22 protein-coding genes and 1 pseudogene are annotated in these 22,452 nt (G+C 73.4%); 14 read left to right on the forward strand and 9 right to left on the reverse strand.

The window, feature by feature from the left end; genetic code table 11:
• On the forward strand, window positions 1-916 hold a 916-nt coding region (locus C2L58_RS28060; protein WP_146073700.1), incomplete at its 5' end, for a PAS domain-containing sensor histidine kinase.
• Complete coding sequence (locus tag C2L58_RS28065) at window positions 913-1,293, forward strand: response regulator (RefSeq protein ID WP_103340678.1); 381 nt, start codon at window positions 913-915, stop codon at window positions 1,291-1,293. The genes C2L58_RS28060 and C2L58_RS28065, both read left to right, overlap by 4 nt.
• A gap of 4 nt (window positions 1,294-1,297) precedes the next feature.
• Here the strand turns inward: C2L58_RS28065 and C2L58_RS28070 are convergent, their stop codons facing one another.
• Window positions 1,298-1,687 (reverse strand): STAS domain-containing protein, encoded by a 390-nt coding sequence (locus C2L58_RS28070; protein ID WP_103340679.1) that lies wholly within the window; start codon window positions 1,685-1,687, stop codon window positions 1,298-1,300.
• 311 nt (window positions 1,688-1,998) lie between these two features.
• Here C2L58_RS28070 and C2L58_RS28075 point away from each other — a divergent pair, with 311 nt between their 5' ends.
• Window positions 1,999-4,569 (forward strand): tetratricopeptide repeat protein, encoded by a 2,571-nt coding sequence (locus tag C2L58_RS28075; RefSeq protein ID WP_233225982.1) that lies wholly within the window; start codon window positions 1,999-2,001, stop codon window positions 4,567-4,569.
• On the opposite strand, the gene C2L58_RS28080 is transcribed toward C2L58_RS28075, so the two are convergent.
• Together C2L58_RS28080 and C2L58_RS28085 are read right to left on the reverse strand one after the other, a co-directional pair.
• A complete protein-coding gene (locus tag C2L58_RS28080; protein ID WP_103340681.1) occupies window positions 4,566-4,778 on the reverse strand; it encodes a hypothetical protein in 213 nt (70 codons plus the stop codon). The genes C2L58_RS28075 and C2L58_RS28080 overlap by 4 nt on opposite strands.
• 119 nt (window positions 4,779-4,897) lie before the next feature.
• Window positions 4,898-6,343 (reverse strand): phenylacetate--CoA ligase family protein, encoded by a 1,446-nt coding sequence (locus C2L58_RS28085; RefSeq protein WP_233225983.1) that lies wholly within the window; start codon window positions 6,341-6,343, stop codon window positions 4,898-4,900.
• A 28-nt stretch (window positions 6,344-6,371) separates the two neighbouring features.
• Between C2L58_RS28085 and C2L58_RS28090 the strand changes: the two genes are divergently transcribed.
• The 9 genes from C2L58_RS28090 to C2L58_RS28130 all read left to right on the forward strand — a co-directional run bounded on the left by C2L58_RS28090 (window position 6,372) and on the right by C2L58_RS28130 (window position 15,389).
• Complete coding sequence (locus C2L58_RS28090) at window positions 6,372-6,860, forward strand: MarR family winged helix-turn-helix transcriptional regulator (protein WP_103340682.1); 489 nt, start codon at window positions 6,372-6,374, stop codon at window positions 6,858-6,860.
• 745 nt (window positions 6,861-7,605) lie between these two features.
• Entirely contained in the window at window positions 7,606-8,325 is a 720-nt protein-coding gene (locus C2L58_RS28095; RefSeq protein WP_146073701.1) for a hypothetical protein, read from the forward strand.
• Window positions 8,326-8,438: 113 nt separating this feature from the next.
• A complete protein-coding gene (locus tag C2L58_RS28100) occupies window positions 8,439-8,732 on the forward strand; it encodes a DUF1883 domain-containing protein (RefSeq protein ID WP_233225984.1) in 294 nt (97 codons plus the stop codon).
• A gap of 98 nt (window positions 8,733-8,830) precedes the next feature.
• Window positions 8,831-9,307, forward strand: a complete 477-nt coding sequence (locus C2L58_RS28105; protein ID WP_103340751.1) for an MSMEG_6728 family protein — start codon at window positions 8,831-8,833, stop codon at window positions 9,305-9,307.
• Between the two features lie 341 nt (window positions 9,308-9,648).
• Complete coding sequence (locus C2L58_RS28110) at window positions 9,649-12,183, forward strand: glutaminase domain-containing protein (protein WP_103340685.1); 2,535 nt, start codon at window positions 9,649-9,651, stop codon at window positions 12,181-12,183.
• Between the two features lie 22 nt (window positions 12,184-12,205).
• Window positions 12,206-13,354, forward strand: a complete 1,149-nt coding sequence (locus C2L58_RS28115) for a type III PLP-dependent enzyme (protein WP_103340686.1) — start codon at window positions 12,206-12,208, stop codon at window positions 13,352-13,354.
• Window positions 13,347-13,706, forward strand: a complete 360-nt coding sequence (gene speD, locus C2L58_RS28120; protein WP_103340687.1) for an adenosylmethionine decarboxylase — start codon at window positions 13,347-13,349, stop codon at window positions 13,704-13,706. The genes C2L58_RS28115 and speD overlap by 8 nt, the downstream gene beginning before the upstream one ends.
• A complete protein-coding gene (locus C2L58_RS28125) occupies window positions 13,706-14,578 on the forward strand; it encodes a spermidine synthase (RefSeq protein WP_103340688.1) in 873 nt (290 codons plus the stop codon). The genes speD and C2L58_RS28125 overlap by 1 nt, the downstream gene beginning before the upstream one ends.
• Window positions 14,579-14,762: 184 nt before the next feature.
• Entirely contained in the window at window positions 14,763-15,389 is a 627-nt protein-coding gene (locus C2L58_RS28130) for a DUF4360 domain-containing protein (RefSeq protein ID WP_103340689.1), read from the forward strand.
• 88 nt (window positions 15,390-15,477) lie between these two features.
• On the opposite strand, the gene C2L58_RS28135 is transcribed toward C2L58_RS28130, so the two are convergent.
• Window positions 15,478-15,783: a hypothetical protein gene (locus C2L58_RS28135; RefSeq protein WP_199191479.1), complete on the reverse strand. Its 306-nt coding sequence runs from the start codon at window positions 15,781-15,783 to the stop codon at window positions 15,478-15,480.
• Between the two features lie 272 nt (window positions 15,784-16,055).
• The gene (locus C2L58_RS28140; RefSeq protein ID WP_199191480.1) at window positions 16,056-16,490 is read right to left on the reverse strand and encodes a MarR family winged helix-turn-helix transcriptional regulator; all 435 of its coding nucleotides are present in this window, start codon (window positions 16,488-16,490) and stop codon (window positions 16,056-16,058) included.
• Window positions 16,491-16,564: 74 nt separating this feature from the next.
• Between C2L58_RS28140 and C2L58_RS28145 the strand changes: the two genes are divergently transcribed.
• Both C2L58_RS28145 and C2L58_RS28150 read left to right on the forward strand, forming a co-directional pair.
• Window positions 16,565-18,628 carry an MMPL family transporter gene (locus C2L58_RS28145; protein WP_103340690.1) on the forward strand — a complete coding sequence of 688 codons (2,064 nt, stop codon included), beginning with the start codon at window positions 16,565-16,567 and terminating at the stop codon, window positions 18,626-18,628.
• A gap of 13 nt (window positions 18,629-18,641) precedes the next feature.
• Window positions 18,642-18,978 (forward strand): annotated as a pseudogene (locus C2L58_RS28150) (SDR family oxidoreductase); the annotation flags it as partial.
• Between the two features lie 14 nt (window positions 18,979-18,992).
• On the opposite strand, the gene C2L58_RS28155 reads toward C2L58_RS28150, so the two are convergent.
• Genes C2L58_RS28155 through C2L58_RS28170 form a run of 4 tightly spaced genes read right to left on the reverse strand, consistent with a single transcriptional unit; the run spans window position 18,993 to window position 22,429 of the window.
• Window positions 18,993-19,346: an STAS domain-containing protein gene (locus tag C2L58_RS28155; RefSeq protein WP_103340691.1), complete on the reverse strand. Its 354-nt coding sequence runs from the start codon at window positions 19,344-19,346 to the stop codon at window positions 18,993-18,995.
• A complete protein-coding gene (locus C2L58_RS28160) occupies window positions 19,343-20,413 on the reverse strand; it encodes a cobalamin B12-binding domain-containing protein (protein WP_103340692.1) in 1,071 nt (356 codons plus the stop codon). Before C2L58_RS28160 ends, C2L58_RS28155 begins: the two co-directional genes overlap by 4 nt.
• Entirely contained in the window at window positions 20,410-22,044 is a 1,635-nt protein-coding gene (locus tag C2L58_RS28165) for a PP2C family protein-serine/threonine phosphatase (RefSeq protein ID WP_103340693.1), read from the reverse strand. The genes C2L58_RS28160 and C2L58_RS28165 overlap by 4 nt, the downstream gene beginning before the upstream one ends.
• Window positions 22,031-22,429: an ATP-binding protein gene (locus C2L58_RS28170; RefSeq protein ID WP_103340753.1), complete on the reverse strand. Its 399-nt coding sequence runs from the start codon at window positions 22,427-22,429 to the stop codon at window positions 22,031-22,033. Before C2L58_RS28170 ends, C2L58_RS28165 begins: the two co-directional genes overlap by 14 nt.
• Window positions 22,430-22,452: the final 23 nt, after the last annotated feature.

Below are 22,452 nucleotides of genomic sequence, written 5' to 3' on the forward strand. Positions count from 1 at the left end.
GGCCGCGGAGATCATCGGGCAGCACTTTTCGGTGTTCTACCCGGCTGAGGACGTGGCGGCGGGGAAGCCCGCGTGGGAGCTGGAGGTCGCGGCCGCGGAGGGGCGGCTGGAGGACGAGGGGTGGCGGCTGCGCAAGGACGGCACGCGGTTCTGGGCGAATGTGGTGATCACGGCGTTGTACGACGAGCAGGGGCGGTTGCACGGCTTCGGGAAGGTCACCCGCGACATGACCGAACGCCGCAACGCCGAGCAGGCCCTGCGCGAACGCCGCCGGCTGGTCGGGCACCTCGTCGAGGCCCAGGAGGTGGAGCGGCGCCGGATCGCCTGGGACGTCCACGACGAGTCGATCCAGTCCATGGTCGCCGTCGGCATGCGCCTGCAGCTGCTGGCCTCCCGGCTGCCGGAACCGCACGCGAGCGCCATCGGCACCCTCGACGAGTCGGTCACCGCCGCGGTCGCCCGGCTGCGCGGCCTGGTCTCCCGGTTGCGCCCGCCGGAACTCGACCAGCAAGGCCTGGTCGAAGCGGTCTCGGCCTACACCGACGACGTCGCGCGCCGCTGGGGACTGGCGCACGAGGTGCGGGACGAGCTCACGGCCGAGCCGTCCCCCGAAGCGGCGATCACCGTGTACCGGATCTGCCAGGAGGCGCTCAGCAACGTCCACAAGCACGCGCGCGCCACCCGGGTCGGCGTCACATTGTCCACAGTGGACAACGGCACCCTGGTGCGGATCACCGACGACGGGGTCGGCACGGCCGGGGACGACGCCGGCGCCGGCCACTTCGGGCTGGTCGAGATGCACGAGCGCGCCGAAGCCGCGCACGGCTGGCTCTCCGTGGACAGCAGGCCCGGCGTGGGCACCGTCGTCGAGTTCTGGCTCCCCTTGCTGCCCGACGCGACGGAGCTCGAACCGTGACCGAGCTGAGCGTGCTGATCTCCGACGACGACGGGATGATCCGGGACGTCCTGAAGGAGGTCCTGGACTCCGAGGCCGACATCGCCGTGGTCGCGGTGGCCGGCGACGCCGACGAGGCGATCCGGCTCGCCGAGCGGCTCCGGCCCGCGGTCGCCGTCCTCGACGTCCGGATGCCGGGCGGCGGCGGGGCGCGGGCGGCCCGCGAGATCGCCCGGCGCAGCCCGGGCACCGCCATCCTGGCCTTCTCCGCCTACGCCGACCGGGCCTCGATCGCCGGGCTCGCCGCGGCCGGCGTCACCGAGTACCTGGTGAAGGGCGTGCCGAACGCGGCGATCGTCGAAGCCGTCCGGCGGCTGGGCCGTCAGGCGGCCGGGTGAGTGGTCACGGGACCGGGCGGACGTTCGCGACGCTGTCGAAGTCGGTCGGCAGCAGCGTGAACAGCCGCCGCACCGCGCGGGACCGCCCGGCGTCCACGGTGAGGAGAGCTCCGGCCGAGTCGGCGAGCAGCTGGGCGCGCAGCAGCGAGTTCAGCCCGGCGACGGAGAAGAACGTGACGCCGCTGAGGTCGATGACGAGCTCCCCGACATCGCCGTCGACCCGATCCTGCAGGACCGCGTCGAGGCGGCGGGCGGTGCCGAGGTCGACCTCGCCGCTCACCTCGACGAGCAGGGTGCGGGTGCCGGTGGAACGCAGGCGCACGGACATGTGGCCGCCGGCGGTCAGCCAGTCGGCGGTGAGCTGGTGGTCGGCCGAGCGTGGTTCCGGAACCATCGCGGCACACCCTTTCATCGGGCAGCGGGAGCGGACCGGACGGTGCGGGCCGGGGATGCCGGACGTGCGGCAGCCTGCCGGCCCGGACGCGGAACGTCCGGCAGCGGCTGACGGCTCAACCGTGAGCCTTCAGTATAGTGCATCTGCACTAGATGAACCATCGGGTGTAACCGGATGGTGAGCTACCCGGTGGGAAACGGACGAACGACGTCACCGGTGCCACGCCCAGGTGATCGCCGCATTCGCGGATAACGGGCCGTAACGAAACGCACCCCCTCTGCGAGTACTCTGACACGAGGGGGTGATCGCTGATGCACGCGCGTCGGCTCGGGGGTTTCGACCAGGCCGAACTGCCCGCTGCGCACCGGATCCGGTGGTGGCTGGCGGCGGTGGCGGCCGGGCTCGTCGCGGCCGGCTTCGCCGTCGTGCCGTACCTGCCGTTCTTCCAGGCCTGGACGTTCGTGCGCGACCCGAAGGTCGCCACCGTGATCACCTGGACCGTCCTGCAGACGTCCGTGGTGCTCGTCTCCGCCGTCCTGACGCTCTACTTCATCGGCAAGGCGCGGCTGGAGTCCGCCGCCTACCGGGCCAACCAGATCGACATCCGGGTGTTCGTCGACGAGCGGCCCGAAGGCAGCCACGACCGCGAGATCGACTCCGCCGTCGAGCTCACCGCCACCTTCAAGCGGTTCCTCAACGACTCCCGCCTCTACACCCCGACGCCGGTCCCGGGCGCCGGCAGCTCCTACGACTTCCTCCAGATCGTCGAGCACGCCGGCGATGCCGCGGAGGGCTGGTGGAAGGCCGTCACCAAGCTGATCCGGCTCGCCCAGCCCCCGGCCGCGTTCACCGTCACCGGCACCGTCCGGCCCGGCAACACCCCCGGCCGCCACCAGCTCATCCTGGAACTCGTGCGCGTCCCGCGCTTCGCCGCGAGCCCGCTGGTGATCGAGGACGCGAACTGGGCGCGCGTGCTGCACCGCGCCGCCAACTCCGTGGCCGCGCTGGTCATCCCGCGCAGCGCCTACGTCCGCACGAACATCCACTGGGCCGCCTGGCGCGGCGCGAAGATCCCGTGTGAGCTGTTCGACGCCTACCAGCGCGCCAACCACTTCATCGCCTACCGCCGCTACGACGAGGCCCTCGCCGAGTACTACCGCGCGGTCAGCCTCGACCCGGCCAACGTCTACATCCGGCTCGAAATCGCCGCCCTGCAGGAACAGCTCGACCTGCACCTCGACGCCCTCGCCACCTACGACGACGTGATCACCGTCTGCAGCCGGGGACACCCGCGGCTGGCCCGCTGGTGGATCGGCCCCGACTTCGCGCGCCAGCCCCGCCACGCCGGGCGCGACCGCGACGTCGCCCTGCTCATCGCCCGCTACCGGCACGCCCTCGTGCTCGGCCACGGCGACTCCGTGGCCGGGTCCTGGTGGGTCCGCCGCACCACCGCGGGCGCCCCCGGCGACGCGCGGGCGCAGCGCCGCGCCGAGCTGCGGGCGGCGATCGAGCTGCGCTTCCGCCGGTACGTCGACCTCGACGTCCGGACGCGGCCGTACGCGATCCCGCGGGAGAAGCGGCTTGAGCTGCACCGGCGCGTGCTGCGCGTGCCGGTCGACGAACTCCTGGTCAGCGACGCGACCCCGGCGCAGCTGGCCGAGTACAACCAGCGCGCCGCGGAGATGCGGTCGTACTTCGGCGCGCTGTCGCAGTACGAGATCGAGCGGCTCATCGAGGACTACCGGCGCTTCGGCCGCCGCTGGCGCCGCAGCTGGCAGCAGCTGACGAACCGCGCGCTCGACCTGTCCCTGGTCTGGTCGGTGGTGCGGCGCGCGATGGCGGACGTCGAGCCGACCACCGGCGCGGTGCCCGAGCCCCAGCCCGCCTACCCCGGCAGCCGCGTCCGGCTGGCCGACGTCTGCCCGGACCGGCGCTGGCCGCCGGACCCGGGCGCGCTCGACGCCACCGTCGAAGCCGCCGGACCCCGCCGCTCGTGGGAAGAGTGCTACAACGCGGCGAGCGTGTACGCGGTCGCGATGCTCGAAGTCGGCCCGCGTGGCGAACGCGACCTGCGCGACCGCGCGCGCAACCCGCGCCTGCTCGGCGAATCGCGGGACGAGGTGGCCCGCCGCGCGGTCCGCGAGCTCTACCACGCGGCGACGATCAGCCACAGCGGGCGGCTGCCGGAGCGCCGTTCCTGGGTGATGGGGGAGGACCCCGACCTGGCGGCCCTGCGCGGGCACGAGCTGTTCCGGGTGTTCGAGATGGTGACGTTCTCCCCGGACCGCGCGGCACCGCTGCGGCCGCAGCGCGCCCACGTCTGGGAACAGGTCGGGTACGTCCGCCGGCTCGTCGCCGAGATCGCGGGCTGCCGGGCGCACTTCTGGCGCCTCCGGGCGCTCGACGAGGGCCCGCGGCCGGACGGCCGCACCCTCGACCGCTGGCGCTCGGCCGACCGCGACGCCTGGCGGAAGCTGGCGAACCTGGCGGCCGGGAAACAGGACTGGTACACGCGCTACCAGGCGATCTGCGCGTTCCGCGAGTGGGCGGCCGACTGCGGCTACCCGGGCTCGATCTCCGGCTTCCCGCGGTACTGCGAGGAAAGCCTGCACGCCCAGCTGCGCGGCGCGGCGGGCCCGCGCGCGAAAACGGGCCTCGACGCGAACATCGTCGTGCGCGAGTACGTCCGCCTCTGCGACCGCCGCCTGGACCACCTGGTGGCGGACGTGGCGGAACTCGAGCAGACCCCGGGGGCGGCGGACGACTTCGCGGCCCGCGCGGAGCTGTGGGCGGCGCTGTGTTCGTGGTTCGACGACGACATCGCCGACGGCTCGTCGGCCGACGAGCGCCGCGAACGGTTCCGCAAGCTCGCGCGTCCTTAGCGAGCCTCGGCTTCCGGCGGCCCGGACCCGGGCGGCCGGTCAGGCGGCGGCGCGGTAGAGCGGATCTGGGTGGTGCGGGAGCGCCCGGCCGCACGCCGGAACACCGAGATGCGGTCGGTGAAGTCGGTGCCGCCCCACGGGATCAGCTTCTGGGCGACGCACCGCAGGCCGGCCGCCGCCGAGAACCGCTGGAACTTGGCGGCCGACATACTCGTCGCGCGCGGCCGAACCCGGGCGCGATCTCCAGGGTGTGCGCGCCCGGGCCGGACCATTCGTAGTTCGCCCAGCGGCGGTGGTTTTCCTCGACGCTCGGAATGAAGCCGCCCCCTTAGGACGGCCGTGTGTAGCGGTGCTTCACGCCGATCGGGAAATACTCAGGGTCACCCGCCGGGCGCAGGACGACGTCCGGCAGCTGCCGCTCCGCCGGGACGTAGTGCGCGAACTCGCTGTTCAGCCGGACCAGCTGGGCCCGCACGGCCGCCGCGATCCGGCCGGCGTCGGCGGTGGCGCCCGGTGCCGTCTCGACGGTGATGCGCAGGCGGCGGTCGCGGTCGGCGTCCTCGACCGACTCGATGACGAACTTGCCCGTTACCGTGTCGCTGATGCCGGGCTGCTCCAGGCCGACGGTGACGTTCTCCGGGTAGACGTTCGCGCCGAAGAACGACACCGTGAACAGCGAGCGGCCGAACACGTACACGAACGGCAGCTCCGGGCCCGGCGGCGGGGTGAAGCCGTGCCGGGCGCAGTGGGCGAGCAGCTCGGCGTGCGATAGGACCCCGCCGTCGTCGGCGATGTGGTAGCGGATCAGCGGGATGCCGCCGTCCGCCGTGAAGACGAGGGTGCCCTCGTGCGCCTCGAAGAACCGGCTCGCCGGGTCGTACTGCACCAGCGTCGGCAGGCGCGCGTCGCCGAAGACTTCGCGGGCCGGCTCCGGGTGGCCGGCGAAGAACCGCCGGATGCTCGCCGACAGCGGGGTTTCGGTGCCGAGCACCCCCGCGTCGGCCGTGCCGTACAGCGACGCGATGTCGCGGACCGGGTCGGCGATCCCGGCCCGCTTGGCCACCAGCTCGCGCCACTGCTCGCTGAACACCTCGCCCGCCAGTACCAGCTTGATCGCGTACGCGGGCCAGTCGACGCCTTCGGCCGGCCCGGTGTCGACGACGTCCTTGACGAACGGCGGATAACCCAGCAGCACCACCTGGTCGAAGTGCGGCGCGAGCTCGGGCAGCACCCGCAGGATTTCCGCTTTGTTGTTGCCGGGCGCCACGACGGTGATCGGGGCGCCCTTGGCGGCCAGGTGCCGCACGCACGCCGTGGTGAACAGGCCGCCGACCCAGGTGCCGAGCGGGAAGCAGACGACGGCGAGGGTGCGGCGCCGATCGGCGCCGAAGGCGTCGATCAGCACCTGCTCGAAGCGGCGGGCGACGTGCAGTTCGTCTTCGAGCGCTCGCGGCCAGACGGTCGGGTGGCCGCTGGAGCCCGAGGAGACGGCGATCATGTCGAGCTCGTCGAACGTGCCGCCGCGGCACAGTTCGGGCAGCGGGTACTTCCGGTGGTAGCCGGCCTTGTCGGTCAGGGGCAGCCGCGCGAAGTCGGCCATCGTGGTCACGGCCTGCGGCTCGATCCCGTGGTCCCGCAGGAACTTCCGGTACGCGGGCACGGTTTCCGCGGTGCGGTGGAAGAGTTCGAGGACGTGGTCGCCGGACGGCGGTTCCGCGGCTCCGAAGAAGGTGTCGAACGCCTGCCGCACGCGCGTCTGCCGACCGAGGTCCATGATCGGAGCATAGCGGCGGCCGCGTGTCATGATGGGCGCCGTGAGCACCTCCGCCCAGGAGCACCCCGCCGGCGCGCCGTTGACCCTTTACCTGGTCAAGCGGCTCGAGCTGGTGATCAGGGCCCTGCTCGACGACGCCCTGCGGCCGCTCGGGCTCACCACGCTGCAGTACACGGCGCTGACCGTGCTCGAAGCCAGCGGCGCGCTGTCCTCGGCGCAGCTGGCGCGCCGGTCGTTCCTGCGGCCGCAGACGATGCACGAAATGGTGCTGACGCTGGAAAAGCGCGGCCTGATCGCGCGGACTCCCAAAGCGGGCAACAAGCGGGTCCTGCTGGCCGGCCTCACCGACGCCGGCCGCGAGTTGCTCGCGGGGTGCGCGCCGGCGGTCGCGGAGCTGGAAAACGCGCTCCTGGCCGACCTGAGCCCGGGCCAGCGCGCGACGTTCCGCGAAGGCCTGCAGCACGGCGTCACGGCACTCGGCGCGCTTTCGGGACAGCGGCGGGCGCAGGAAGCCTGAAATGCGGCGGAGGTATCGCCGAGCGGTCACCCGGTCCATCGACCTCACCCGACTGGAGTCTCGATTCGGTTTCACGACTAGGCCGGAAGAGTGGTCGCGCCGGACGGCCCGTAGCAGGGGTGTGACCGGCGGCGTTGGAGGGTACGTCCCAGGCCTGTTCTCATCGTGGAGGTTCGCCGACGTGACCCGGGCTCGCGAGGTGGGCGGCGCGTCCGTCGCCGCTCGCCGGCTGCTGGTACTGGCGGGAGCCGTGGCGGGCTTCTGGCTGGTGTCATGGCTGACGTCCGGCAACGCCGACGCGGCGCCCTCGGGCGTGCCTGGGGCCGTCGATCCGATCGGGGCCGTGGTGGGTGTGTTGGCCCCGCCGGACCATGCCCCCCAGGCGAAGGTCGCTGCTGTGCCCCGGGGTGGGCAACGGGTGGCCACTCAGCTCGCTCGACCGGTCGCTGATGCGGTGGGGCCGGTGGCGGTCGGTGCGGCTGCGCGGGCGGATTCGCGCGCGGGGAAGGTGGCGGTGCCCGCCGGAACGGCGAGCGGTTCTGCCGCTCGGCCGGTGACGCGCGCCGCTGGGGTGGCTGCTGCGCCGGTGGCAAGGCTTGGAGGTTCGGCTGCGCCGGTGGCGCGCGCTGCGGGGGTGGTTGCCTCGCCGTTGCGTGAGACCACCGCCGCTGTTCTGGCGCCAGTGACGGGAGCCGCACGTGCCGCCGAGCCCGTGACTCGAGCCGTGGGGGCTGTGATCGCTCCGGTGAGCGCGACCGCCGGTGCCGTTTCCGGGCCCGTGGTGCGCTCGGCCGTGCCGGTGGTCGCGCCCGTCTCGAGCGCCGCGAAGGCGCTGCTCTCCCCGCTGGCCAAGACCGCCGCCGCGCTCGTGGAACCGGTCGTTGCCGTTGTCGCCGCGCCCGTGACCGGGCTCGGCGACGCCCTGGGCAGCGTCGTGGCGCCCGTCGCCCGGCCCGTGCTCGGCACCGCTGCACCCGTCCTGACCGACGTCCTCACCCCCGGCGCCGACGGGGGTCCCGTGGCCGAGGTCGCCGCGGCGCCCGAGGCCGGCTTCGCCGTGCAGGCCGTGCTCCCGCTCGCCCGGGTGGTGACCGGCCCGCCGGCGGACCAGCAGCTCGTTCCCACGGTGGCCGGCGGCCCCGCGGCCGCCGACGCGCAGGCACACGCGATCGGTCCCGCCTGCGCCCGGACAACCGCGACCACCGCCACCGCCGAAGCCGGTCCGCGCCGAGGTGCGGTTCACCACGCCGCATCCCGGCTCGGCGGCCACCGTCCCGGGCCGGCCCCGGTGCATCCCGGCGCGCCCGTGTCCTCCTCCGACGTCGTCTCCGGCGGCGGCTCGAGCTTCCCGCCCGCCTTCCTGACCGCAAGCCACACTCCGCACCACTTCCGGGCGTCCCCCTGGACGCACGGGGACTTCGTGCCGCTGTGGCGGCCCTCCGAACCGGGCACCGGGCCCGGTTAGTCGCGTTCCGATCTTCCGCCGTCGTGTGCTCCGCGGCGCGATCCGCGCTGCCCGCGACCGTCGTACTCGAATCGAACAACCACGCGTGGAAGAGGGACGAAATGGAAGCGAGCGTGTTCGACCTGGGAAAGGTGCGAAGAGACGCGGTGGTCACCGTCCGCCTGGACGCGATGGCCAACGTCAGGCTGCTGACCGCGGTCAACTTCCAGGCCTACCGGCGCCGGCAGTACTACCGGATGCACGGCGGGGTGGCCACCGCACCGATGTTCAAGATCCACATTCCGGCCAACGCCCACTGGTTCCTGGTGATCGACGTCGAGGGCCTCGAAGCCCGGCCCCTGCGCCCGCGGGTGAGCGTCGAACCGGAAGCGGCCGTCACGACCCGGGGGGCCGGCGGCCCCCGGTGATCGTCGCCTTCGCGGCCCCGAACCCGCGGTCGGGGCCGCGGCCGGCGCGGGCGGATCTTTCCCGCGTCGGTGAGCGGGCGCCGGGGTACCCGGCCCGCATGCAGACGTTCCTGCCGTGCGCCGACTTCACCGCCAGCGCCCGCACGCTCGACCGCCGCCGGCTCGGCAAGCAGCGCGTGGAGGCGCTCCAGGTGCTGCGCGCGCTCGTCGTGCCCGGCTACGGCTGGCGCCACCACCCGGCGGCGAAGATGTGGACCGGGTACGAGGAGGCGTTGACGCGCTACGGCCTCGAGGTCTGCGCGGTGTGGTGCGAGCTGGGCGCGGCGGACACGTGCGCGGGGAAGCTGGGGGAGGAGTTCACCCGGTCGGTGGGCAGTCGCGAGATCCGCACGCAGGCCGAGCTCACGGCGGCGGGTGAGGTGCCGCCGTGGCTGGGCGACGAAGCGCTCCACCGCAGCCACCAGTCGGCGCTGGTGCGGAAGGACCCCGACCACTACGGCACGCGGTTCCCGGGGGTGCCGCCGGACTTGCCGTACGTGTGGCCGCCCTCGGACCGCCCCAGCCGGACGGCCTGAGCCGACGCGGCGGCCGGTGCCTGAAGCCGCTCGGGGTGCTTGCATCGGAGCGGCCCGCGCGGCCCGAGTCCGGCCTGCTCGGCCGCTGCCGTCCGCGAGCGGCATCGAGACCGAGCCGGTGCCTGAAGCCGCTCGGGGTGCTTGCATCGGGGCGGCCCGCGCGGCCCGAGTCCGGCCTGCTCGGCCGCCACCACCCGCGAGCGGCATCAAAACCGCACCGGACCTGTGGCTCCGCTGGTCCGCACCCCGCGACCCGCCGACCCTTCGGCGGATTTACAACGTTGTACCAACGATGTAAAAAAGTCTCTGCCCGGCTCGCCCGCCGTTGGAAGGGGCCACCGATGTCCTCCCGAGAACGCGATCACCTCACCCGCCGCGATCTGCTCCGGCTCGCCGGGGGCACCGCTGCCGCCGCTCTCTGGCTGCCCGGGACCGCCGCTGCCGCCGGGACCTTCAGCCCGATCCGGCCGCCCGCGACCCCGCTGATCGTCCGCTCGCCCTACCTCTCGACCTGGCAGCCCGCCGACACCCTCCCCGGCACCTGGTCTAGCTTCTGGACCGGGCACACCACCGCGCTGTGCGGCCTCGCGCGCATCGACGGCGCCGCCTACGTCTTCGCCGGCGCGCCCGCCCTGCCGTCCGGGCCGGCCCTGACCCCGATGACGCAGGTGAGCCTGCAGGTCACCGGTACCCGCTCGAGCTACGTCCTCACCGGCGGCGGCGTGAACCTCACCGTCACGTTCTTCTCCCCGGTCGACCCGGCCGACCTGCAACGCCAGTGCGTCCCGTTCGGGTACGTCACGATCCAGGCCGCGAGCGCCGACGGCCGCGCGCACACCGTCGACCTGCACTTCGACACCTCCGCCGAGTGGGTGCACGGCAACTCCGCCACCCCGGTCACCTGGCAGCTGCAGCAAGCATCCGGCTACACCCTGCTCAGCTGCACCCCGGCGAGCCCGGGCGTGCTGCAGGAAAACGGCGACCAGGCGAGCTGGGGCTCGCTCGTCCTGGCCGCGCCGGCGGCCGGCGTCAGCTGGCAGATCGGGCCGGACACCGTCGTGCGGGCCGCGTCGGCGGGCCAGGGCGCCTTGGGCAACACCAGCGACACCGCGCAGCCGCGCGCGATCAACGACCGCTGGCCGGTGCTGGCCTTCAACAAGAACCTCGGCACGATCCCGGCCGGCGGCACGGCGACCCCGTTCACCCTCGCGATCGGGCACGTCCGCACCCCCGCCGTCCGCTACCTCGGCACCGAGCTGCGCCCCTGGTGGACGCACTACTGGGGCAGCTGGCAGGACATGGCGGTGTGGTTCGCGAACGACTACGCCGCCGCGCTGTCGGCGGCCACCGCGATCGACCAGCGGCTGCACGACGACGCCGTCGCCGCGGCCGGGGGCGGCGGTACCGGCGAGCACTACGCCGGGATCTGCGCGCTCGCCCTGCGCCAGGCGTTCGGCGGCACGGAGCTGGTCGACCGGGGCGGCGCGCCTTGGGCGTTCCTCAAGGAGATCTCCTCCAACGGCAACATGTCCACAGTGGACGTCACCTATCCGGCGTTCCCCGCCTACCTCTACCTCTCGCCCACCTACCTGCGGCTGCTGCTGGAGCCCCTGCTCGACTACGCCGAGCGCGGCGGCTGGCCGATGGCGTTCGCCGAACACGACCTCGGCACGCACTACCCGGACGCGACCGGGCACAACGACGGCAACGAGGAGAGCATGCCGGTCGAGGAGTCGGCGAACCTGCTGATCATGGCGGCCGCGCTGGTGCAGCGGCTGCCCTCGGCGGAGGCGAGCGCGTTCGTCACCGCCCACTACCGGATCCTCCGGCAGTGGGCGGAGTACCTGGTCGCCAACACCCTCGACCCCGGCTTCCAGAACCAGACCGACGACTTCACCGGGTTCATCGCCCACAGCGCGAACCTCGCGCTCAAGGGGATCATCGGCGTCGGGGCGATGGGGGTGCTCGCCGCCGCGACCGGCAACGCGGCCGACGTGCAGCGGTACCGGTCGATCTCCCGCAGCTACGTCAGCCAGTGGGTGACGCTCGCCGAGGACGGCCAGCACCTGCGTCTCGCCTACGACCAGCCGGGTACCTGGAGCCTGAAGTACAACGGCTTCGCCGACCGCGTGCTCGGCCTCGACCTGGTCCCGGCCGGCGTCGCGGCGCAGGAGGCCGCCTGGTACCAGGCCCGCGCGGGCGCCCACGGCGTCGTGCTCGACCCGCGCAACAACTACACGAAGGCCGACTGGGAGCTGTGGACCGCGGCGTGGCTGACCGACCAGCCGAACATCCGCACCACCCTCGTCGAGGGCGTCTACAGCTACGCGAACACCACGCCCCAGCGCGTGCCGTTCAGCGACTGGTACGTCGTCGCCGACGCCACCCAGCGCGGCTTCCAGGCCCGCCCGGTCGCCGGCGGCTACCTGGCGCTGCTGACCCGCCCGGCCGCGTCGACGACCGTGTGGCGGAAGCTGCAGAACCAGCGGTCGGGCAAGGTCCTGGCCGTCTCGAACATGTCCTTGGGCGACATCGTCGAGGTGACGCAGTGGTCGGACAACGGCACCGCCGACCACCTCTGGGCCGTCGTGGACAGCGGCGACGGCACGGTCCGGATCGTCAACCGCAACAGCGGCAAGGTCCTCGCCGTGCACGACCAGAGCCTCGACAACGGCGCCCACGTCCAGCAGTACCAGGACAACGGCACCCCCGACCACAACTGGCGGATCGTCGACGTGGGCGACGGCTGGTCGAAGCTCGTCAACGTCCGCAGCGGCAAGGTGATGGCGGTCGACCAGCAGTCCACGGCGGACGGCGCGCAGGTCACGCAGTGGGACGACAACGGGTCGCCGGACCACCTCTGGCGGTTCGTCTGACGCCGTTTGCGACACTGGCGCCGTGTGCGCCGACTTCACCCGGATCCGCGGCTTCCTCGAGGAGCGCGACCCGCCGACGCCGTGCCTGGTCGTCGACACCGACACCGTCGCGGCCCGGGCGGCGGAGTTCGGCGCGGCGTTCCCCGGCGCCCTGATCCGGTACGCGGTCAAGGCCAACCCGGCGCCGCCGGTGCTCGACGCGCTGGTGGCGGCCGGGATCGGCTTCGACGTGGCCGGGCCGGCGGAGCTCGAGCTGTGCCTCGGCCGCGGCGCCCGCCCGGGGGAGATCGCCTACGGCAACCCGATCAAGAAACCGCGGGACATCGCCTTCGCGTTCGGACGCGGCGTCCGGGAGTTCACTTCGGACGCGCCCGCCGACGTCGACCACCTGGGCCGGTACGCGCCGGGCGCGGCGGTGTCGATCCGCGTCGTGCTCGACGCGCCGGACTCGGCGACGCCGTTCGGCCGGAAGTTCGGCTGCGCCCCGGCCGAGGCCCTCGACCTGGTGCTGCGCGCGGCCGCGCTGGGGCTGCGGCCCGGGATCGCCTTCCACGTCGGCTCGCAGCAACCGGACGTCACCGCCTGGGAGATCGGGGTCGCCACGGCGGCCAAGCTGTTCGCCGAAGCCGCGGCGCACGGCGTCGAGATGACGCGGCTCAACCTCGGTGGCGGCTTCGCCACCGCCCACCGCACCGCCGTCCCGCCCTTGGCCGCGTACGCGGCGACGATCGGGGCGGCGCTGGACTCGGCCTTCCCGGCCGGGCGCCCGGAATTGCTGCTCGAGCCCGGGCGCGTCCTCGTCGCGGACGCCGGCCTGCTGCGGACCGAGGTCGTGCTGGTCGCCGACCGGGACGGCCGGCGCTGGGTGTACCTCGACATCGGCCGCTACAACGGCCTGGCCGAGGCCGAGAACGAAGCGATCGCCTACCGGTTCGAGCCGGTGGACGGGCACGACGGCCCGAGCGGGCCGGTGGTGCTCGCCGGCCCCACCTGCGACGGCGACGACGTGCTCTACCAGCGGACGCGGTACGAACTGCCCCGCTCGCTGCGGACCGGTGACCGGCTCGACCTGCCGGGCACCGGGGCCTACACCGCGAGCTACGCGTCGGTGGGGTTCAACGGGATCGAGCCGCTGCGCACGTACTGCGTCGGGCGGTGGGGAGATGCCTGACATCGGCCGGTTCACCGGGCGCCACGTGCTCGCCGAGCTGCACGGCGTCGACCCGGGCCTGCTCGACGACCCGGAGCGCCTCGGGGAGCTGCTGCGGGCCGCGGTGACGGAAGCGGGCGCGACGGTCCTCGACGTCGTGGCGCAGCGGTTCGCGCCGCAGGGCGCCACGGTGATCGCGCTGCTGGCCGAGTCGCACGCGTCCGTCCACACCTACCCGGAGCACGGGTCGCTCTTCGCCGACGTGTTCACCTGCGGGGAACGCGCCGATCCCGAGCACGCTCTGCGGCTGCTGGCGACCTCGCTGCACGCCGCTTCGGTCCACCTGTCGGTCCTCCACCGGGGAGAACGCTGATGCCCCTGATCCACGAACCGGTCGGCGACGGCCTCACCCGCGTCTGGGAGGTCGGTGACGTGCGGTTCCACGAGCGCACGCCGTACCAGGAGGTGCTGATCGGGACGACGGCGCAAGGGGTTTCGCTGTTCTGCGACGGCGAGCGCCAGAGCACCGAAGCCAGCCAGCTCGTGTACCACGAAGCCCTGATGGTGCCCGCGCTGCTGCTGGCCGAGCGGGTGCGGCGGGTGCTCGTCGTCGGCTCGAGCGAAGGGGTCGCGTGCCGGCTCGCGGTCGCCGCCGGCGCTTCGCTGGTCGACCACGTGGACATCGACGCGGACGCCGTCCGCGCGTGCGCCGAGCACCTGCCCTACGGCTACACCACCGCGGAGCTGGCGCGGGCCGAACGCGGCGACGGGCCGGTCCGGGTGTCCTATGCGGACGGCTGGGCCTTCCTCGCCGCGGCCGAGAGCCGGGGCGAGCACTACGACGTGATCGTCATCGACCTGCCGGACGAGAACACCGATCCGGAGGCCCAGCACAATCGCTTGTACGGCACGGACTTCCTCGCCCGCTGCGCGCGCCTGCTGGCGCCGGGCGGGGTGGTGACCTGCCAGGCGGGCTGCCCGACGCTGTGGCGCAACGAGACGCTGCGGGCGTCCTGGCGGCGGTTCCGGGAGGTGTTCGGCGCGGTGCTGTACTTCGGTTCCGACGAACACGAGTGGGCGTTCCTGTCCGGTCGCGCGGACCCGGTCGAGGACCCGGGCGCCCTGGTGGCGCGGCGGTTCGCGGAGCGGGGGAGCGGGGCGGCGACGCTGGACGCCGAAGCGCTGCTCGGCGGGTGCACCCCGCCGCGGTCCCTCCGCGTCGGTGGTCTGAACCAGGCGTCTTGACCTTCGATTCTCCGAATATCGAGCCCCGGGAAACGTGAATTAGCGGGAAATGGATTTCCCGCGCTCGCTGCGTGTTCGTGTTACTCCATTCAGTGGCCGTCGAAAAGGTTGCGATCGCGCTACGATCCTCTCCGCGCGCGATCATCATCACCACCAGGCACCGTGGCCCATTTGGAGGAGCGTCATGCTCGGTATGTCGGTCGTAGGCGCATTGATTCTGTCCACCCTCGCCGCTCCCGTCGATGCCACGGCGGATTCGGCCCCGAGCGAAAAGATCACGCTCGACATCAAGACGATCAACGGCTCCGGCTGCCCGGCGGGTACGGCCACCGCGTCGGCCGACGTCGCGTCCGACAACACCTCGTTCACGGTGCGCTACACGAACTTCACCGCGAAGGCGGGCGGCGGCGTGTCCGCGCTCGAAGGCCGGAAGAACTGCCAGATCAACGTGCTCGTCCACGTGCCGCAAGGATTCACGTACGCGATCGCCGAGGTGGAGTACCGCGGCTTCGCGCACATCGAGAGCGGGGCGAGCGCGCTCGAGCAAGCCAACTACTACTTCACCGGGACGTCGCCGACCGCCCGGGTGCGGCACACCTTCCCCGGCCCGTTCCACGGCGTGTGGCGGGCCACCGACACCACCGACGTGGCCGAGCTGGTGTTCGCCCCGTGCGGGGAGAGCCGCAACCTGAACATCAATGCGGAACTGCGGGCGGACGCCGGTTCCTCGGCCGGCGGCAGTTACATCGAAATGGATTCCGAACACGCGAGCGTGGACACGATTTACCACTTCGCGTGGAAGACCTGCTGAATTACGGCGGTCATGGCCGAGGTGCCCGCTCGCCGACTGAAGGCTTTGAGCCGGTGAGCGGGTTTGCCGTACCCCTTTTGCTGTTTTCTCAGACGTGGGTGACCAGTAACGTCACGCCCGCCTCGCCGCCGCAGTCGACGAACACGGGCCCCACTCCGTTGCCGATGTGCCCGGCCACGTTCGCCGTGGCCACGAACCGGTCGGGCCCGGACTCGAGGATCCGGACGTTTTCCAGGGCGGGCCGGTCGGGAAACCCGCCGAGCACGGACTTCAGTCCGGTGCCCCCACCGCAGGTCCCGGTGATCGTCACTTCCTGGCCCCGGTGCGTGGTGGGGTTCGGGCTCACCTGCACCGTGGCTCGCGCGCCCTTCGGCGGCTGGTTTTCGTGCGTCATCGCTGCCTCCCTCGCGCCCGGTTCTCCGCGAACCGGAGCTACCCGGTCAGTCGGCGGAGGGGCACGCGAGGTTCTCTCCGGCGGAGAGTGAGACGCGGATCACGCGAGAGCGTGCCCGGTCAGCTCGGGGCCGCACCGCGTTCGGTCTCGGCGCTCGGCGCCAAGCGGAACCGGCGTTCGAACCGTTCCATCAGAACGGTGGCGATCAGGACGGCCACTGGGGTGCTCACCGCGATCCACATGGAGGAATAGCTACCCAGCCCCGCGTGCTCTCAATCGCCCGTGGACAGCCGGGTGATCAGATCCAGCAGGCCGGCGCGGAACGCGTCGTCGTCGCCGAGGCCGCCGAGCAGGGCGGGTTCGGCCCGCACGGCCCGCTCGTGCACGGCCCGGCCCGGCGCGGTCAGCCGCGTCAGCTGGCGGCGGCCGTCGGCCGGGTCCGCCGCCCGGCTGACGAAGCCGGCCTTGGCCAGGCGGTCGAGGGTGCGGCTCATCGTCTGGTCGGTGACCTGGCAGCGCTGGGCCAGCGTCCGCTGGGGGAGCGGGCCGTCACGCAGGGTGTGCAGCGCGATGAGACCCGCGTGGGTGAGGCCCATGCCGTCGAGCACGGCCACCCAGCGTTGTTCCACCAGCCGCGCGGCCACCGCCAGCAGCCGGCCGGTCGGCCAGGTGCCGAGGTCGGGTTCGGGGGTTGTGCTCACCGTCACTCCGGGTCGTCGTGCAAAATGTTCAGCTTGCTGAACAATTGGGCGTGTTCGCGCCTGAAAGGACCTTAGCGACCATGAACGAGAACCCGCGCCGCCTCCGCTGGCTGATCCCGGCCCTGCTGGTGATCGCCTGGCTCGGCCTGGGCGGGTTCGGCGGGCCGTTCGCCGGCAAGCTCAGCGAAGTCGCGAAGAACGACAACGCCGCCTTCCTGCCGCGCTCGGCCGAGGCCACGGAGGTCGCCGACGAGCAGAAGGCGTTCACCCCGCGCCAGGTGCTGCCCGCGACCGTCGTCGCCGAGCGCACGAGCGGCCTGACCGCCGCGGACCGGCAGTTCCTCGACGTCAAGGCGCAGGAGCTGGGGCGCGTACCCGGCGTGGCCGGTCCGCTCGGCAAACCGGAGCAGGCGCCGCGGGACGACCAGGCCGCGCAGCTCGCCGTGCCGATCTTCGCCGACGGCAACCCCGCCGACGTCGTCAAGGAAGTCCGGGCGCGCCTCGGCGGCGCTCCGGACGGCCTGACCGTGCTCGTCACCGGGCCGGCCGGGCAGATCGCCGACCTGGTCAAGGCCTTCGGCGGCATCGACGGCATCCTGCTGCTCGTCGCCGGCGGCGTGGTCGCCCTGATCCTCGTCGCGGTCTACCGCAGTCCGCTGCTGCCGTTCCTGGTGCTGCTGTCGGCCGTGTTCGCGCTCGGCCTCGCCAGCCTCGTCGTCTACCTGCTGGCGGAGCACGACGTCCTCGCGCTCAACGGCCAGAGCCAGGGCATCCTCTCGATCCTCGTCTTCGGGGCGGCGACCGACTACGCGCTCCTGCTGGTGGCGCGGTTCCGCGAGCAGCTGCGCGACACGCCGAGCCGGTTCGACGCCGTGAAGCTCGCCTGGCGCGCCACGCTCGAACCGATCACGGCTTCGGCGGGCACCGTCGTGCTCGGCGTGCTGTGCCTGCTGTTCAGCAACCTCAACTCCAACAAGGGCCTCGGCCCGGTCGCGGCGATCGGCATCGGCGCCGCACTGCTGGCGTCCACCACGTTCCTGCCGGCCGCGCTGGCCCTGTGCGGCCGCGGCGCGTTCTGGCCGTTCAAGCCGGCGCTGGGCTCGCCGCACCCGGAAACGGCCGGGATCTGGGGCCGGGTGGCACGCCTGGTCGGCCGCCGGCCGCGCACGGTCTGGGTCGTGACGGCCCTGGTGCTGGGGATCGGCGTCGCGTTCGTGCCGCAGCTCAAGGCGTCCGGCACCGCGCAGTCGGACGTCTTCCTGACCGAGGTGGAATCGGGGACGGGCCAGGAGATCCTCGGCCGCCACTTCCCGGGCGGGCTCGGCGCACCCGCGATCACCATCGCCGACGCCGGCGCGCTGCCCGCGGTCCTGAAGGCGTCCACAATAGACGGAGTGGCACAGTCTTTTCCGTTGCCGGGCCCCGGAGGCCGCCCCAAGGAGGTCGGCGGCCGCGTCCAGATCCTTTCGGTGCTGAAGGACCCGGCGGACTCGGAAGCGGCGGTCGCCACCGTCGGCCGCCTGCGCGACGCGGTGCACGCGGTCCCGGAGGCGAACGCCGAGGTGGGCGGCCCGACGGCAATCCAGCTGGACACGCAGCAGACGTCGAAGCGCGACCGCGCGCTGATCATCCCGATCGTGCTGCTGGTGATCTTCCTGGTCCTGGCCCTGCTGTTGCGGTCGTTGCTGGCGCCCCTGCTGCTCATCGCCACGGTCGTGCTGTCGTTCGCGGCGACGATGGGCGTGTCGGCGCTGGTGTTCAACCACATCTTCGGCTTCCCGGGCGCGGACCCGGTGGTGCCGCTGTTCGGGTTCGTGTTCCTGGTGGCGCTGGGGATCGACTACAACATCTTCCTGATGACCCGGGTGCGGGAGGAGGCCCTGACCCGGGGAACGCGGGCCGGGACGTTGCGCGGGCTGTCGCTGACGGGCGGCGTGATCACGTCGGCCGGCGTGGTGCTGGCGGCGACGTTTTCGGCGCTCGCGGTGATCCCGATCCTGTTCCTGGCCCAGATCGCGTTCATCGTCGCGTTCGGCGTGCTCCTGGACACCCTGCTGGTGCGGTCGCTGCTGGTGCCGGCGCTGACCGTCGACGTCGGGCGGCGCATCTGGTGGCCGTCGAAGCTGGCGCGCGAAGAAGCGTAGGACGCGCCGGCGGCGTGCCGCCCTCCCGGCGCTGGTCGAGTCCGGCGGTCACCTGGTCCTGACCGGCTCGGCCGCGGGCCGCGGGGTGCGGCCGGGCAACCTGTGTTCGGCCACGAAGTGGGCGGTCACCGGGCCGGCCCACTCCATCCGCGCCGAATGCGTGGGCACCGGCGTCCGGGGCACCCTGGTGCAGCCCGGCCTGGTGGACACCGGCGGCATTCCGCCCGAACGCTCCCAGGACCCCGAGCTCGACCCCGCCGACGTGGCTCGCGCGGTCCTCTACGCGGTCGGCCACGGTGGACGTCAACGAAATCCTCGTCCGCCCGGTCGGCCAGGGCCCTTACCGCTGAGGCGCCGGACCGGCTCAGGAGTCGCGGCGGGCCCGGGAGTCCAGGGCGTCGCCGGTGAGGTACGCGGCCGTGCCGGTGCGGGTGAGCAGCCGCTCCAGGGCGGCCTGCCGGTTGTCCAGGTGCAGCCGGGCCCCCGCGTCGGCGACGACGACGAGAACCTTGATCAGCTCCGACAGCCCGGACGAGTCGCAGAAGCGGAGTGCGCCGCAGTCCAGGCGCACTTCGCGGACGCCGGGGTGGCCGGGCAGCCGCTCGGTGACCAGCCGCAGGAGCGTGCCGGTCGTCGCGAACTCGAGGTCGCCCGTGATCGTCACGTGGGCCGTGCCCTCCTTCGGGGTGGTCCACGTGCAGGTCAGGCCGGTGGTCATGCCGGTCGCTCCGATCCGGCGGCCGGCTCCGCCAGGTGCGTTCGTGCGATGCGGAGCAAGCCGGTGGCCCGCGGGAAGTCGCGCAACTCCGCTTCGAGCAGTTCGAGGGCCGGCCCGAGCGAGGCCGCCGGGACACCGCGCGCGGTGAGGATCCCGGCCGTCCAGCTCAGGAACCCGGTGAACAGCTCGCCGTCGCCGACGTAGAGGGCGGTGGCCAGGTACTCGACGATGTGCGCGAGGTCCTCGGCCGCGTACTGGCGCTGCAGGTCGGTGTAGGCCCGGACGGCCGGGATCCGCTCCACCAGGCCGGCCAGCACGGTCTTCACGAGCCGGCCCGAGCCGCGGGTGACCAGCGTGTACTCCTGGTCGGCCAGGTGCGGCAGGACGTCGAGCGGCTGGGGGGCGATCTGCGGCCGGGGGAGCGGCTCGGCCAGCCGGTCGGCGGCCGCCCGCGCGTCCGGCGCCCACGCTTCGGCACCCAGCAGCCGGGCGTACCGGCCGTCGGGCCCGAACGCGGCGCCGCCCGCGATGACCGGGGTCGCGGTCGCCTGGCACGCCGTGATCGTCGCGTGCGCGGCCGGCAGCCGGGTCGCGAGCGAACCGGACAGCGCCACCGCGTCCGGGCCGGTCCGGTGCAGGTGGGCGACCAGGTGCGGGGCCGGCACCTGCGCGCCGAGGTAGTCGACGCCGAACCCGCGCAGCCGCAGCACTTCGGCCAGCAGCCGGGCCGGCATCGCGTGCCACTCCCCGTCGACGCAGGCGACGGTGATCCGGCCGAGGTGCGGCTCCGGACGGCTCACCAGGTAGCCGAAGGTGGCGATGACGCGCTCGTTGATCGCGGTCGCCGCGTGCTCCTGGGCGACGGTGAGGCGGTTCGCCGCCCACTCCCGGCCGACCCGCCGCTGCACCGCGGCGATCACGTCGAGCAGCACGCTCTCCGGGTCGGTCCCGTCGCCGAGCGCCCGGACCACGGTGTCGCCCGCCGCGTGTTCGTCGCCGGTCGTGACGGCGTCCCAGAGCCGTTCGGCGTGCTCGGCCACCCCGGTGCCGCGGGTCGCGGTGCTCATGCGGTGTACCTCCCGCGCCCGTGGCCGCCCACCGCGGCGAGGTGCTGGCCGCGCGGCGCGGTGATCGCCAGCACGGCCATGTCGTCGTGGGTGCCGCGCCCGACCCACTGCGAGGCGAGCATCTGCACGCGCTCGACGACGGCGTCGGCCGGCATGCTCACGCACTCGGCCATGGCCTGCTTGAGCCGGTCTTCGCCGAACATGGCGTCCCCGAGCGGGCCGCCCTTCGCCTCGATGATCCCGTCGGTGTAGAGCAGGCAGGTCTCCCCGGGCGCCAGCGTGACGTCCGCGCTCACCGACTCGATCTCGGGCAGCACCCCGATCAGGCTGCCCCGGGTGTCGGCCTCCTCGACCCGGCCGTCGGCCCGCACGATCAGCGGCGGCGGGTGGCCCGCGCAGGTCACCCGCAGCCGGACGGTGGCGCCTTCGCGCCGCGCGGAGGCCAGCACGAGGGTGACGTACCGGGCGTCGGCGTTGCCGCCGAGGGTGCGGTTCAGCAGGCGGAGCAGCCGGTGGTGATCGCCGGCCATCGGCAGCAGCGCCCGCAGCGTGGTACGGATCTTGCCGGTCAGCACCGCCGCGTCGAGGCCCTTGCCGCAGACGTCGCCGAGCACGGCGAGGGACTCCTCGCCCTCGACGGTGATCGCCGAGTGGACGTCGTAGAAGTCCCCGCCGATCCGCTCGCCGTCGCGGGCGGGGCGGTAGCGGCCGGCGAACTCCACGCCGCCGAGCTGCTCGAGGGCCGGCGGGAGCAGTTCGCGCATCAGCGTGTCGGTGATCGACGCCTGCAGTGCGAACATCCGCGCCGCCGACATGGCCGCCCCGGCCCGCGCCGCGAACAGCCGGGCGAAGAGTTCTTCCTGTTCGGTGAACGACGCCCGGTCGCCGCGGCGCAGCAGGACCAGGGCGCCGGCGGGGACGCCGTGGCCGGGCAGCGGCGTCACGACGATCGAGCCGACCGGCCCGAAGCCGTCCGGCAGCACCCAGGACGGCGCCGAGGCCGGGTCGAGCCAGCGCGACGGCACCGGCGGGAAACCCTGCAGTGCTTCGCCGAGGCCGGGCAGCTCGTCCGGGTCGATGACCAGCCGGGCCCGGGCCGGCTCGCCGCCGCGCACGCAGGAGACGGCCGGGAAGCTGACGCCCGCCGCGGGCGCCAGGACGAGCGCGGCGTCGGCGAGGTGCTGCGCGGCCAGCCGGGCGGCGACCTCCATGCAGCGGTCCAGGTTGAGCGAGCCCAGCAGCGCGGCGGAGGCGTCGCTGAGGAACGTGGTGCGCTCCCGCTCGCGGGCCAGCGCCTCACGCGCCGAGCGGGCGTCGGTCTCGTCGACGAGCCACCAGGTCACCGCCTCGCCGTGCGGGACCGGGTGCGCGGCGAAGGCACGCTCACCGACCTCGCCGCGGACGACCTCGGCCGAGCCGCGGTCGTGGGCGTCGGCCAGCCAGTCCGCGACCGCGCCCGAGGCGGGGCAGCCGGCACCGGCGGCGGGGAACAGCAGGCAGGCGGCCTCGTTGAGCGCGCGGATCGTGCCGGAACGGTCGATCACCACGGCCGCGGCCGGCGCGGCCGCCCAGCCCCCGGCGGCGTCGACCGCGACGGCGGGCGCGGTGCGCGCCGGATCAGCCACAGGCACCCGCCGGATCCGGGTCGGTGGGCAGTTCCGCCCACAGGGTCTTGCCGCTGGGCCGGCGCAGCTGGCCCCAAGCCGCGGCGCAGCGTTCGACCAGCAGGAGCCCCCGCCCGCCGTGGTCGGACGGCGCCCGGCGGCGAGCGGGCTCGCCCCCGCTGTCGTCGACCTCGATCCGGAGCTTGGCGGCGCCGGGCAGCAGGCGGACGTGGTAGGGCGCGCGGCCGTGGCGCAGCGCGTTCGACGTCAGTTCGTCCACCACCATGACCGCCGTGCCGACGACGTGGGCCGGGAAGCCGCGCAGGACCGTGCGGACCCAGTGGCGGACCCGCGCCAGTTCGGACAGCTCGGGGGAGATGCCGAGTTCGTGCCGGGTAAATCGGAGTTTCACGTCGGCCTCCTTCGCCGTGCCGG

Source organism: Amycolatopsis sp. CA-126428 (genome assembly GCF_002904335.1).
In the GTDB taxonomy this organism is placed as follows: Bacteria; Actinomycetota; Actinomycetes; order Mycobacteriales; family Pseudonocardiaceae; genus Amycolatopsis.